The following is a 13,973-nucleotide window of genomic DNA, read 5'->3' on the forward strand; positions in this document are numbered from 1 at the left end:
GATCGCACTTGACAGAAACGTGCTTGAAGGCTGCTGCATTGGTTTTTTTGTGCCTTGATATTAAGGTTGTCGCTTATGAAGATTGGCATGGCAAGCCGTTTACTGAAATGAGTGATGGCTAACACAAAAGGATTAAGCGCAAAAATTTAATTGAAGGACATTACTTAATTGGAATTATACTTTACATAAATGAGTTGAAAAGGACTTGGTCAATCATTTGAGATTAGGTCTTTGAATTCAAAACTTTACTTCGAATGTCTGTTCTTTTCCATCTCTTAAAACTCTGACGAAGGCTGTATCTCCCCTTTCTTTATAGAGTAGATTTATCTTAAGGTCCTCTATAGAGTCTATTGGATTGTTATCGAAATAGAAAATCTTATCGCCTTTTTGTAAGCCGGATTTTTTTGCTATGCTTTCTTCGTCGAAGCCATTTATTTTAACCTCTTCACTAGCTTTATCTACGAGAATTCCCAATTTAGGGGATTCTGTTGCACCTAGCACTTCGGGGAAGATCCGGAAGTCAGCAACATCATCGCCATCTTCCTCGTCATTTAATATTGTTGAGTATTGAAATCCATTCCTTCTGTATGTTTTTTTTGGTATGCCGTAACCGTATATGAGGTGGCCGTTTCCAGCTAAAACCACCATCTGGTAATCTGGATTTTCGTTCAGAAATTCAGAGATGGATTCCGCCATAGTTTCGTCCCAAAGTATTTGAACCTGGTAGAAGAGGTTGAAATCTTTTCCCTCTGATCCCGGATGGAACTTGAAGGTTTCTTTTAGCAGCCTCCTGTATTTTCCGTCGGAGAAGTCCATCTCGGCAGGAATCCTTTTGCGATCTTCGTCGGTCAAGGATAGGACACCGTCTTCAGATACCTTTTTTACAATTTCGCTCTCAGCATTCAATGCGACGACAGGGATGTTGTTCTCTCTTGCGAAATCGATAATAGGCCTGTAAAGCCTATAATCCAAGCCCCATTTCTTGTAATATTCCGTTTTTTTCAGGAATTGTCTTTCGTCTATGTGTCCACTTGAATAGTCGTTCATGAATTGCTGGAACGGTTTTTCGAACATTTCCATTCCTATGGCTAAGTTTCTATTTATTTTGGCAAGCCTCTTTATTATCTTCACTTGAGTCATATGATGTGCGGGCTGGTCATGTTCTTCCCCGATATAAATGATCTTTTTATCCTTAATATGATCGACTATGTTCTCCAAATCTAATTCACTTTGTATTGAATTTTCTTTCTCAATTTCATTTCTATTAACATTAATTCCGTTTTCAGATAGGGCTATTTCTTTCGTCACATTTTTTCCATTTTTAAAATTTAGGATTGAGTAAATGCCGTAATGGGTAATCTTTTTTGCTGCTGCTTCTACTTCTTCCTTTGATTCCCCGTTGACGAGGGCTATTACCTTTTGCTCATCAAACGGGTTTTCTTTCACGATGACGTTGAAGCCTTCCTCATCTAGTTCAGTTCCTCCAAATATTCTTTTTATAAGCGGAATGTCCTTTCCTAGTACAATTAAAGTACCGGATTTTAAGTCATCGATATCTATCTCTTCTGATGCTTTAAATTCTATCTCTTTGTCGTTAAACAAATCAATGAATTTCTGATATATTGCTTTTTCATCTCTTTCCAATACGAAGATAATTCTTTTCTCGCCCATTATCCTCGATATGACCGGTGGAAATTCAGGCTCTGAAAGCTTTCTTGGCACGTCGTAATCTTCGTCTATAACAACTCTTTGAGGCTCAGTGTCTAAATTAATTCTAAATGTTTCTGCATCCTTCGTAAGTTTGAGAATTTGCTTTTTCTTTGTATGATCAGCGGAATAGATTGATACCGGTAAATCGAACTGATAAACATTTTCATTTTGCGATAGCTCGATCTCAAGCAGGTAGCGACCGTTTTCATGACTAAGTTTTGTGTTCTTTATTTCTAACTCGGGCAATCCTTTTTTATTTAACCATTGATCGAAAAACCAACCCAGATCTTTGTTATTCATTTTTTCAAAGCTCATTTTTATATCATCCCAGTCTGCTATTTCAAACTGATTTTCAGAGATGAAGTCTTTTATGGAATTTTGAAAGTTGCGTTTACCTACAGCACGCTTCAGGAGATGAAAAACCATTGCAGATTTGCCATAGCCAATGGCTCTAGATCTTTTGTCCGAGACTCCTTGGAAATCTTTTAATGGGAAATCGTTATTCTGATCTACGAATGATTGATAATTTATTAAAAGATTTTTCCTATAGTCGGATCCATTTCCCTTCTGATCCTCATAATAATGGTCTGCTAGATATGTTGTAAGGCCTTCGCTCCAGTTCCCTTTCTCAAAGGCTACATACACATGATTTCCAAGCCATTGATGAAGGATCTCGTGTCCCAAAGAAGTGTCAACGATAAAAGGAAGCCTTATAACGCTACTGCCAAGGAGGGTAAAGGTTGGCATCGAGTATCCTGTAGGAAAAGTATTTTCAACAATCGAGAACCTTTTGTATGGGAATTCACCAAATAAATTATCATATAGATCAATGTATCTCTTGGAATAATCGAGGTATGTTTTTGAATAGCCTTCGTCTTCCACAAAAAAGTATGTGTAGATATCAATGTTCTTGTGCTTTTCCTTATTTGCAACAAATCTATTGGAGGCCACAAGATGTACGTGATCGAGGGGATGGGGGAAACTAAATTTAAATGCAGTGTCGTTATCCCCCTTAACTTCGTCGATTTGCTCAGCTTCCGAAACAGCTAAGTATCCTTTTGGCAGTTTGGCCGACAGTTTATAGTAACAAGGAGTGCCCAAGTGCGGATACCAGTCGCCCACTAGGAATACACCATTGTCAACAACAGAATTCTGAGAGGAATTGTATTTAAACGTAGCGGTAAACTCTATGATAATATGATCATTTTTATCGCCTTCTATTCTTATTTCGTCTAGATTTTGCGAATAGGAAATTTTATCAGTTTCTATAATGTTTAAATTCTTTGTGGTTAATACGAGTGACTGCCTTTTATCTGGAATTATTTTCATTTTCTCAACGATTGTGGAATCTGAAACATCTATGTTGACATCCAGTTCACATAAAGGGTACGCATATGCCAGATGAGAGCCTAATAGAAGAAAGAATGCAAGGTACTTAAGGTAAGCCATGATATTAATCAAAACGGTGATGACTAGAATTGGGGATAGTTTTTGAAATTACTCAGTAAGAATTGATATATATTCCTCCTTCTATAATTAATCCCAAACGCAAATTCCTTCAAGTGTAAATAAAACGTAGCTTTATTAATTGCTCGAAATCTGGCTAACCTCATTTTAGCATGACCCCAAAATCCTTCAATCCGATTGATATCAAAGACTTTATGGGAAAACTGTCGGGTTGTCTAAGAATGGTGGTAAAACTTTTGGGGCTCAGAGTAGATCAACCGGTAAAAGCGGGGACTTTAAACCGAAGTTGAATAAAGCTTTCTCAGCTATTTGGAAATGTAAAACATCACCGCGTACAGTTTTGTTGTAAGATTATCGTACATCTCATATCCTGCTCAATTCTTGACTAGTTCCTAACATGCTGAAATTGTTTGGAAAGATTGCTCTTAACATTGGCATGTGCTTTGCAGCGTAAAGGTGTATATAGTTTGTAAAAAGGGATAACTCAAGATGAGGACGGAGAACGATTTATTCCGATATGGCGATGACATAGGGCCGCTAAAGATCATCCACGTCTATGAGCCTTCGATTCAGTTGAAGGCGATCTTGGTTGTTGACAACGTGGCTAGAGGACCTTCAATCGGTGGCCTACGCCTGGCGCCTGATGTAAGCACCGAGGAGTGTTACCGTCTAGCACGAGCAATGACCTTGAAGAATGCCGCTGCTGATCTTCATCACGGGGGCGGCAAATCGGTAATGTTTGGAGATCCGAATATGCCAAAGGCCGAGAAAGAAGAGCTCATACGCTGTCTTGCAAAGGCATTGCGCAATGATGAGGAATACATATTCGGACCAGATATGGGGACAGACGAAGAATGCATGGCATGGGTGAATGACGAGATCGGGAGAGCCGTAGGCTTGCCCCGTGAGATTGGTGGTATACCGCTTGATGAAATAGGTGCAACCGGCTGGGGTCTCATGCATTCCACTGAGGTAGCCCTGGAATTCTGCGAGTTAAAATTAGAAGATGCTCGTTTCGCTGTTCAGGGATTTGGTGCAGTGGGCAAACATTCTGCGCGCTTTCTCGCTGAGAGGGGTGCGGTAATGGTGGCGGCCGCAGACTCAAAAGGTGCCATTCATAACCCAGATGGTATTGATGTAAATGAATTGATTGAGCTCAAGGCTGAGGGGGTCAGTGTATCGAATTATTCACGTGGGTATCCAATTGACCGGGATGCCATTATCGATGTAGAATGCGATGTCTGGATCCCTGCCGCGCGCCCGGATGCTATTAACGAGAACAATGTAGAACGCCTCAAGACAAAGCTAGTGATAGCAGGAGCAAATATACCGATAACACTTGGCGCCGAAAAGGTTCTAGCGGAGAAGGACATAGTCTGCGTGCCCGATTTCATAGCCAACGCTGGGGGGGTGATCTGTGCGGCAATGGAGTACAGGGGTGCGAGTGAGTCGGAGGCGTTCAGTGTCATTGAAGAGAAGTTACGGCGAAATACTAGACAGGTTTTGGAATATGCTGCAAATAACAGTATATTGCCGCGACAAGCAGCTTTGGAACTGGCGTTGAAAAGAGTTAAGAAGGCGATGAGTTTCCGGCGTTTTTCATCCTTTTCATCCGCACCCAATTTTGTATAGGCAGCAAGGAAAAAGACTATGTTTCAGATTCGATTTCACGGGAGAGGCGGACAGGGCATAAAGACGGCTAGTCGTGTTTTGAGCACGGCCTTTTTTCTTGAGGGTTTTGAAGTTCAGGATGCACCGCTCTACGGCGCAGAGAGGCGTGGTGCCCCCATCTTTGCATACGTTCGCGCTTCAAGACACCCCATTAACGAGCGTGGTATAATTCAGCGCCCCGACCTGGTTATAGTTGCGGATGACACCTTGGTGCCTGTGCCCGCTGCTGGTGTACTGAGGGGTATTAGCAATAGAACTGTCTTATTGATCAGCAGTCATGAGTCGCCGGAAACCTGGAGTGACCGTCTGAATATTCAATCGAAGATATTGATTCTGCCTGGAACGTAAAAGGTAGAAGCCCGCGCGGAACAGCCGTTCATTGGAGCGGCCTGCGCGGGAGCTGCGGCTTCTTTGTTAGGGGTAATTTCGCGTGACTCTTTGGCAGAGGCTATCCGTGCCGAACTTGCGACTCTAGGAGCAGAGATCGTCGATAAAAATCTTGAGAGGGCAGAATCAGCCTTCCAACTGATGCGTGATCATTCGGGTTGCGTAATGGAGGGCGAAGATGTTTCAGCGGCTAATTATAACCCTCCAGATTGGGTGGATTTGCCATTTGAAGAGGCAAGTAAATCTGCTCCGGCGATCCATGCAGGTCTTACCAGTGTGGAGGTCAAAACGGGCTTGTGGCGCACGCTGCGCCCCGTGATCGATTACGACCGCTGTAAGCGCTGCTGGTGGGTTTGCAGCACATTCTGTCCGGATAGTGCCATCCTGGTTACTGCGGGTGGCAGCCCACAGATCGATTATGATCATTGTAAGGGCTGCATGATATGCGTGGCTCAGTGTCCATCACATGCAATCGAAGCGATTTGGGAACACGAGGTAAAGGAACATCTAGGGGGCTAAAATCATGACTCGTACATTGCTCACAGGCAACGGGGCCGCAGCGTGGGGGGGGCGTTTGGCAAGGGTAGACTATATACCTGCATTCCCAATCACACCGCAGACAGAGATAATTGAGACCCTTTCCAACTGGATAGACAGCGGGGAAATGGCTGGTCGCCTTGTGATGCTCGAATCCGAACACTCCATGCTTACAGCTGCCGGTGGTGCGGCTGCCACCGGTGTTCGGGTGTTAAGCGCGACATCGAGTCAGGGATTGTTATATGCTATGGAAATGGTTTATACAGTTGCCGGTTGGCGAACACCTTTTGTGCTGATAAATGTATCCCGTGGCTTGTCTTCACCAATCACCCTTGAACCAGACCATAACGACGTATTGGCGGCGCGCGACTCTGGGTTTCTGCAGATTCATTGTGCTACCTGTCAGGAAGTTTTGGACACTACCCTGATGGCTTTCCGCCTGGCAGAAGATAAACGAGTACGCTTACCCGTCATCGTTAATATGGATGGATTCTATCTTTCATTTACCCGTGAGCCTGTGGAATTACCGGAAGCCGGTGCTGTGGATGCTTTTCTGCCACCTTTTGATCCTGAGAACATTGTATTTCGTGCCAGTACGCCTACGAGTCAGGCAGTCGCTGTACTAGGAGGTTCGCCTTACTCTTATTTTCGTTATGAAATGCACCTTGCCGCCTTGAATGCCCTTGAAGTGTACGACGAAATTTCAAAGGCATTTGCGCAACAATTCGGAAGGAAACATGATTCGATCGAGTCTTATCAATCTGAGGATGCTGATATTTTGTTTGTTATGATGGATTCCTTCGCTACCAAAGCGAAAGCCGCCATTGACCGGTTGCGAGACGCTGGAAAAGCAGTAGGGTTGTTACGTCCGCGACTGATACGTCCCTTCCCGGCGGAGCATATGCAGCGCTTGCTTGCTGGCAAAAGAGGTGTTGCTGTAATTGATCAGAACCTGTCTATTGGCAAAGGTGGAGTATTACATTCCGAGTTGGCATCTGTCCTCTATGGTCAGAAGGGAGCCCCACCAATACTGGCAAGTTTTATCGGTGGTCTGGGCGGTCGGGATATCTCTGCCGAAGAATTCTTTGAAATGGCGGAGGTAACACGCAGGGCAGTCGACTCAGGTAAAACGCCTCCACCCAGGTTGCTATATAACCGTGATGAACTCAGGGAGATCAGAAAATTGCAGGCGGTAGCCCACGTTGAGCGTCAAGAACTTGGAGAAAAACCATGAGCGAAACCGAAACTGCATTTAGACGGATGAAGGATTTGCCCTCCACACACCTGCTGGGTACTGGAACCCCTATGTGCGCCGGTTGCGGTGGGTTACAGGCGCTTCACGTGATCTATGACATCCTGGGTGGAAAGACTGTATTTGTAAATGCCGCAGGCTGCATGACACTACTATCCGTTTATCCATTCACACCGTTTAGGGGCTCCTGGCTATACACGTCTATGGCTTCTGCGCCCGCTGGAGCGCAGGGGATTCGTGATGCGTTGGATATTCTGTTGGAACAAAATCGTATTACGCCCGAAGAGGATCTGGATGTCGTGGTGCTGACAGGTGATGGTGCTGCCTATGGAATGGGACTCTCTGCCACATCAGGCGCTATGGAACGGGATCTGGATTTTATTTACATCTGTTACGACAATGAGGGATATGGCAACACTGGGCAACAGTACTCTGGTGCAACACCGCATGCGGCAAGGACGGCAACAAGCAAAGGTCCCCGCGGTTTTGTCGGATACAAGAAGGACTTGTTTTCCATATGGGCTGCGCATAAGCCTGCCTACTTGGCAACTGTAATAGGCAGCGAGCCAGTTGACCTTGCGCGTAAAATTGAAAAGGTTAAGGACTTAAGAGGCCCTCGTATGATAATTACCCTTGCACCTTGCCCAACAGGTTGGGATTTCGATCCGAGCGAGAGTATAGAGATTGGAAAGCTTGCTGTAAAAACAGGCGTGTGGCCTTTAAAAGAATACGTGAATGGTAAAGTGGTACACACGAAAAAGCCCTATCCGAGAATACCTATTGAAGAGTATTTGAGGAGACAGGGGAGGTTTGCCCACCTGTTTAAACCAGAGCGAAACGAGAGATTGCTCGCAGAGCTTCAGGCAAAGGTAGATGAGTATTGGGAAGACTTAGAGAGAAGCTCATTCGGTACCAGTTGACAAAGGGGATTGCCAGACAATTATCTACAACCCATATGACAGGTACGCTAAAAAGCTATTTCCATCGAGGCGGTCTTGAGCCGCTGCTCGGTGCCACCATCCCTGAGCATTTTGCAGATGTGGTGAAACGATTTTCAGATCGAGAAGCAGTCGTCTCGATACTCCAGAATCAACGATTAACCTATGCACAGCTTGCAAACGCTGTAGATAACCTAGCGCGTGGGCTTTTGGGCATTGGTTTCAATAAAGGTGATCGAATTGGCATCTGGTCTACCAACAATATTGAATGGTTGTTGTTACAAATGGCTACCGCGAGCATAGGTGCTATCCTGGTCAACATAAATCCGGCCAATCGTAGCCGAGAATTGGCCCATGCCCTTAAGCTTGCTAATGTGCAGGGTCTATTTCTGATCCCAAAATTTCGCACCAGTGATTACGTGTCCATGATTATAGAGCTTATCCCGGAACTTGAATCCAAGACTCCCGGGAAGTGGAAGAACGAGGATTTCCCAGCTATGAGAAGTGTAGTTATTTACAACCCGGATGACGCCGATGGAACAGAGCGCCCATACGCCGGTTTTCTCACCTGGTGGGAAGTGCTTGCCGAGGGCGGAAAGGTAACAATTGAGAGGCTTCGGGCGGCGACAGAATTACTTGACCGCGACGACCCAATTAATATCCAGTATACATCGGGTACCACCGGTTTCCCCAAGGCTGTTGTCCTGACCCATCACAACATCCTTAATAATGCTTATTTCTCCTCTCTTGCGATGCATTTTACCGAGACTGACCGTCTCGTGGTACCCATTCCATTCTATCATTGCTTTGGCATGGTACTTGCCAATTTGCTTTGTTTGTCTGTAGGCGGCTGCATCGTGATCCCCAGTGAGCATTTTGATGCGCTATCTGTACTCAGAGGGGTAGAACAGGAGAGGTGTACGGCCATACACGGGGTACCGACCATGTTCATCGCCGAACTGGAGGATCCCCAATTCAAAGAGTTTGATCTATCTAGCCTCAGAACTGGAATAATGGCGGGTGCCCCTTGCCAGCCGGCCCTTATGAAGCGTGTTATGGAGGATATGCATTGCAGTGAAATACTTATAGGTTATGGAGAAACCGAGGCTTCACCGATCACGCATTTAACCACACGTGATGATACATTAGAGCGGCGCACTGAGACCGTAGGTAGAAACTTGCCGCATCAGGAGGTCAAGGTGGTAGATCTTGATACTGGACGGACCCTGCCACTTGGTGAGGTTGGTGAGATCTGTTTCCGCGGGTACCACGTTATGCTCGGGTATTATGGAGATGAGGAATCAACCCGTAAAGCCATTGACGATCATGGTTGGCTGCATTCCGGTGATCTGGGTACACTGGATTCCGAGGGTTACGTGCAAATTACAGGAAGGTTGAAGGAAATGATTATTCGCGGGGGGGAAAATATCTATCCAAGAGAGATTGAAGACTATATCTTTACTCACCCAAAAGTGGCGGAAGTTGCTGTGTTTGGGGTGCCGGATGAATATTACGGCGAAGAGGTGATGGCATGGATTAAGCTACACGAGGGACAAACGGCAACCGAGAATGAACTGAGGGGATTTTGCAAGGGTAAGATTGCTCACTTCAAGATACCTAAATATATCTGGTTTGTGGAGGAATTTCCCATGACAGTAACCGGTAAGCTCCAAAAGTTTCGCATGCGAGAAATCGCGATGGAAAAACTGGAGAAACGGAAAATGAAATGAAACGTTGTAACACAAGAACAGATTGATTTGGCAATAACTGATAACACGACTGAACTCCCATACTACCTTAGATCAACTTCGTAAGAGGAGCGGGAATAGGCTTAATTTTCGGCAGGAATAGGGTTACCTTGGGATGAAGTCTATATACGGATATAGGCAAGTATTAGAGTGCCCTTAGTGAATGATGAAATTATTCAGGCAACTGCCAATCAAAATTCTGACCTAATTCAATTACTTTAGACCCTTACGCTCTAGCAACACGATCGTAATCTGTAACAGATGGAATGTTTGCCTTCTCAATCTTAACCTTTGAAAATGCTTGTATTCTCTTAAACTCGGTATATTGCCAGTGAGTAATAAAGGTGATGGCCATGCCTTCCTTACCGGCTCTACCTGTTCTTCCTATTCTGTGTATATAGCTTTCGGGATCTTGAGGAATATCATAGTTTACTACGTGCGTAATACCACTAACGTCGAGCCCTCTTGCAGCGACATCGGTGGCAATTAGAATATCAACCTGTCCGTTTCTAAAGAGCCTCATAACCTTTTCTCGCTCTCTTTGAGAATAATCCCCATGAAGCCCTCGGACTTTATAACCCTTTCTGTTAAGTGCAGTCGCCAGATCATCTACACCTGTCTTAGTCTTACGGAATACAAGAAGTAACCCGTCCAATTCTGAATCAATTAATCTGCAGAGGACATTAAACTTATCGAACTCCGTAACAACATAAAACTTATGACTGGTTTGGGGAACCGTAGGCGTATCTTTTGAGATCTTTACCTCTACCGGGTCCTTCATATAACGTTTTGCCAGCCAAGAGATCTCTGCTGGAATTGTGGCCGAGAACATCATTCTCTGACAGTTTTTCGGGATTTGGGCAAGGATAAACTTCATGTCGTCGATAAATCCCATATCGAGCATCCGGTCCGCTTCATCCAGTACAGCAAAACGTACGGACTGGAGGTTTAACGTACCGCGCCTTATATGATCAATGACCCTCCCGGGGGTTCCCACCACGATATGAACTCCTTTCCTGAGCTGAGCCAGCTGTTTACCTATAGGCTGACCACCATAAACGGGAATTACATACGTCTTCTTATGTTTTCCTATTTTTTCAAATTCCTTTGCGACCTGAAGCGCTAGCTCTCTGGTCGGAGTGAGCACTATTGCCTGAACCACCTTTTCCGAAGGATTGATCTTTTCAACAATCGGTATGGCAAAGGCGAACGTCTTGCCGGTGCCAGTCTGAGCCTGGCCTATTAAATCCCTTCCACTTAGAAGCTGTGGAATTGATTCCTGCTGAACAGGGGTGGGAGTGCTTAGTCCAATCTCCCTTATTGCCTTGGAAACGCCTTCTGATAAATAAAATTCTTCAAACTTCAACTTAAACCTCCAACTTGGTCCAATAACTGGACACTTATGATTTTTTTGTCTTTTCAGTTATTCGTCCAAGGAGGGGAAAATAAGTCTTCTTTTTGTTTGGAGAGTAATGCCGGTTACCCTAGAAGAAGAAACTATTTACCTACGAAGCCGACAACTTTATATAGACTTTAGACATAAAGTGTACCTAAGAACCTGTAGATTTACAAATGGAGGGTTTAAAAAAGAGGGGAAAGACATCATCTTTGCTAAAATGTCTGGAACCTATCTATGATATTTAACGATTATTGAAAAAATGAAGTCTCCGGTTGTGAGGATTATTGAAATGATTTTTTTGAAAATGATGTCCGTGATGTCCCTGATTTAATTTGTGTACAAAGAGATGATTGCCATGTTGCTGTATTATGTAGTGGCCGTGGTTGAGGCTATAGTGGATTGCGCTGGGACTTGTACTGAAACCCCATTGACTACCGTTAGAAAATAGAAAATCATCCGCAAAGCTGAAAAGTGGAATTGAGAGCATCGGGAAGAAGCTAACTATCGGAATTGCTATCAATCTCTTCATATTCGCCTACCTCCAAATTTGATCTTTATATATATTAATTTTGTGTTACAAAAATAGTTTCACGTTTGAAGTTTTAATCATAAAAAAGCTAGCTACCGACTCCAATAGCCATTATACTTCATCTCCACAAGTCTACTACAACTCTTCCTTTTTGCTTTCCCTGCAACATGAGTTCTATATTAGTGCCCAATTCCTCCAATGAAATCTCAGAAGTCAGCTGACTAAGCTTCTCCAGTTTCCATTCGTTTGCAATTTTTTGCCACACTTTCTTGCGCAAATCTATCGGACAGTTCGCAGAATCTATACCCACGAGGCTAATACCTCTCAGAATAAAAGGGTACACATTCGTATTCAGTTCATGAGAAGCAACATTGCCGCAACACGTGACAATCCCTCCAGGTTTAGTAGATTTAATTGCAGTTGCTAAAATGTCTCCACCCACAGCGTCGATGACTCCCGCCCAGCGACCCTTCAGAAGCGGTCTACTCGTCGTATCTCTTGCTTCATCTCTACTTATTACTTCTTTTGCTCCCAGGTCCATAAGAAAATTCCTTTCGTCTAACTTACCTGTTGATGCAACCGCCTGATAACCGACTTTAGCAAGGATGGCAACTGCGATACTACCAACTCCACCCGTTGCGCCTGTAACCAATATTTCCCCACTTTCGGGATCGATCCCATGTTCTTGAATCTTAAAAACGGAAAGGGCTGCGGTGAATCCGGCCGTACCATAAACCATACTTTCTTTTAAAGTTAGCCCGCTTGGAAGTTTCACAATCCAATCAGCCGGAACTCTTATGTATTGCCCGAACCCCCCCGACGTATCCATGCCCAAGTCGTAGCCATGTACAATGACTTCTTCACCAGGCTCAAAATCAGTTCTCTTACTCTTCTCGACGATTCCAGAAGCATCAACCCCCGGCGTGTGTGGATAATTTTTTGTAACACCTTTATTCCCAATCGCAGAAAGCGCATCTTTATAATTCAAAGACGAATATTTAACCTGGATCAATACATCTCCTTCAGGTAGTTCATCTATAGACTTTTCGGTGATTTCTCTTATATACTTTTTATCATGAGTTTCTCTAACGACCATAGCCTTGAATTTTTGTATACTCAACTCACATGTCCTCCTTCAGATATTTTTGAAATTAAAATTCTATTTACTATCAGGGAATTTTAGCATAAAATGAAAAAATAATAGGTAATACTTCATTTTGTTTGTTGCATCCGCCGGTTGATTGGTAGAATTTAAATTATAAATTTAAATGTGGTAAGTAATGAGAATAAAAGCTCATTATATAACCACTTCAGCGTTTGACAGAGTTAGTCCTGAACCTTAGGGTCTTCAGTAATTAAGTGATATTTAAATTTAACGGATTAAAAGAGGGTAGGGTGGAGAACAGAAAAGCTTGTTTTATAAATTACTTTATCCATAGTGATCGATTTTGTTTTCACTTCTTTTTATGCATGGTTTTTGGTTATCTTTTCTTACAAAATAAACCAGATGTATGGGTTGGGAAGAATATTGATCTGGATTCGTGGTAGAGGATGGTATCCATTTATGGCTAAGTTAACTATGCAGTGATAAACTAGAATTAAAGATAAGGAGGTGTTATCATGGCAGGAAAAGAAAACCTTAATAATCCAAGGAGAAAAGTTAAATTAGATAGAAGCACTCTTCATGAAATGATCGAGAAAAAGGCATACGAGATTTATGAAAAAAGAGGTAAAGAACATGGCAAAGCTCTGGATGACTGGGTCGAGGCAGAGATGGAAGTTAAAAATAACATGGTGTGTGATCCCAAAACAATGGAGAACATTAGTGGAGAAGTGATAAGCATTGAGAGAATTACTCTAATTAAGAAAATGTTCCATGGGGTACATATGACAGTAAAAACGGATAACGAAATAATCTCTGTTCACTTGGGTCCTGGATGGTATATTGATAGGCAAGATATCAAGATTGAACCAAAAGGTAAAGTTGAGGTTAAAGGTTCCAGAATTAATTGTGAAGGAAGGACGTCTATAATTGCAACCGAGGTGAAAAGGGGCAAGGAGTTTTTAAGACTTTGTAATGAAAATGGATTTCCGGTTTGGGTTGGCGCAAAAAAACATAAATTTGTAAGGCCATCGGACTAAGAAGCAATTATGCTTAAACAATCCAGACAGCCTTGTTCTACTCCCGAAAACTTGATTTGATGCCTTAGCTCTGCTTATCGCATAGATTCCTTATTTCCTATGTTCAACTGATTCCAGACGTTATTTCAAGTAACAATAAGTCCGAATTTAGATTTTCAAGATTTGAAACTCAAGGTAGGTTTGTGTGTTTATA

At 43.4% G+C, this 13,973-nt stretch carries 11 protein-coding genes; 7 read left to right on the plus strand and 4 right to left on the minus strand.

The genetic code is table 11. From position 1 onward, the window contains the following. Positions 1-237: 237 nt before the first annotated feature. Entirely contained in the window at positions 238-3,159 is a 2,922-nt protein-coding gene (locus VGA95_10185; GenBank protein HEX9666908.1) for a ChaN family lipoprotein, read from the minus strand. Between the two features lie 507 nt (positions 3,160-3,666). Between VGA95_10185 and VGA95_10190 the strand changes: the two genes are divergently transcribed. The 6 genes from VGA95_10190 (at position 3,667) to VGA95_10215 (ending at position 9,692) form a co-directional block, all read left to right on the plus strand. Next, on the plus strand, positions 3,667-4,809 hold the full coding sequence (locus VGA95_10190; GenBank protein HEX9666909.1) for a Glu/Leu/Phe/Val dehydrogenase: 1,143 nt from the start codon (positions 3,667-3,669) through the stop codon (positions 4,807-4,809). Between the two features lie 18 nt (positions 4,810-4,827). Further along, positions 4,828-5,196 (plus strand): 2-oxoacid:acceptor oxidoreductase family protein, encoded by a 369-nt coding sequence (locus VGA95_10195; protein HEX9666910.1) that lies wholly within the window; start codon positions 4,828-4,830, stop codon positions 5,194-5,196. A 63-nt stretch (positions 5,197-5,259) separates the two neighbouring features. Then, entirely contained in the window at positions 5,260-5,754 is a 495-nt protein-coding gene (locus VGA95_10200; GenBank protein ID HEX9666911.1) for a 4Fe-4S binding protein, read from the plus strand. Positions 5,755-5,809: 55 nt separating this feature from the next. Further along, positions 5,810-7,006 (plus strand): pyruvate synthase, encoded by a 1,197-nt coding sequence (locus tag VGA95_10205; GenBank protein ID HEX9666912.1) that lies wholly within the window; start codon positions 5,810-5,812, stop codon positions 7,004-7,006. Further along, positions 7,003-7,944, plus strand: coding sequence for a thiamine pyrophosphate-dependent enzyme (locus tag VGA95_10210; GenBank protein HEX9666913.1), 942 nt, complete (start codon positions 7,003-7,005; stop codon positions 7,942-7,944). The genes VGA95_10205 and VGA95_10210 overlap by 4 nt, the downstream gene beginning before the upstream one ends. Continuing rightward, complete coding sequence (locus VGA95_10215; protein HEX9666914.1) at positions 7,905-9,692, plus strand: AMP-binding protein; 1,788 nt, start codon at positions 7,905-7,907, stop codon at positions 9,690-9,692. The genes VGA95_10210 and VGA95_10215 overlap by 40 nt, the downstream gene beginning before the upstream one ends. A 244-nt stretch (positions 9,693-9,936) precedes the next feature. Here the strand turns inward: VGA95_10215 and VGA95_10220 are convergent, their stop codons facing one another. From VGA95_10220 to VGA95_10230, 3 genes are all read right to left on the minus strand, one after another. Next, positions 9,937-11,076, minus strand: coding sequence for a DEAD/DEAH box helicase (locus VGA95_10220; protein HEX9666915.1), 1,140 nt, complete (start codon positions 11,074-11,076; stop codon positions 9,937-9,939). Positions 11,077-11,350: 274 nt separating this feature from the next. Continuing rightward, positions 11,351-11,638, minus strand: a complete 288-nt coding sequence (locus tag VGA95_10225) for a hypothetical protein (protein ID HEX9666916.1) — start codon at positions 11,636-11,638, stop codon at positions 11,351-11,353. A 118-nt stretch (positions 11,639-11,756) separates the two neighbouring features. Next, positions 11,757-12,758: a YhdH/YhfP family quinone oxidoreductase gene (locus VGA95_10230; GenBank protein HEX9666917.1), complete on the minus strand. Its 1,002-nt coding sequence runs from the start codon at positions 12,756-12,758 to the stop codon at positions 11,757-11,759. 500 nt (positions 12,759-13,258) lie between these two features. On the opposite strand from VGA95_10230, the gene VGA95_10235 reads away from it, so the two are divergent. Beyond that, positions 13,259-13,780 (plus strand): DUF2934 domain-containing protein, encoded by a 522-nt coding sequence (locus tag VGA95_10235; protein HEX9666918.1) that lies wholly within the window; start codon positions 13,259-13,261, stop codon positions 13,778-13,780. The last annotated feature ends 193 nt before the right edge of the window (positions 13,781-13,973 follow it).

Source organism: Thermodesulfobacteriota bacterium, assembly GCA_036397855.1.
GTDB lineage: Bacteria > Desulfobacterota_D > UBA1144 > Nemesobacterales > CSP1-2 > DASWID01.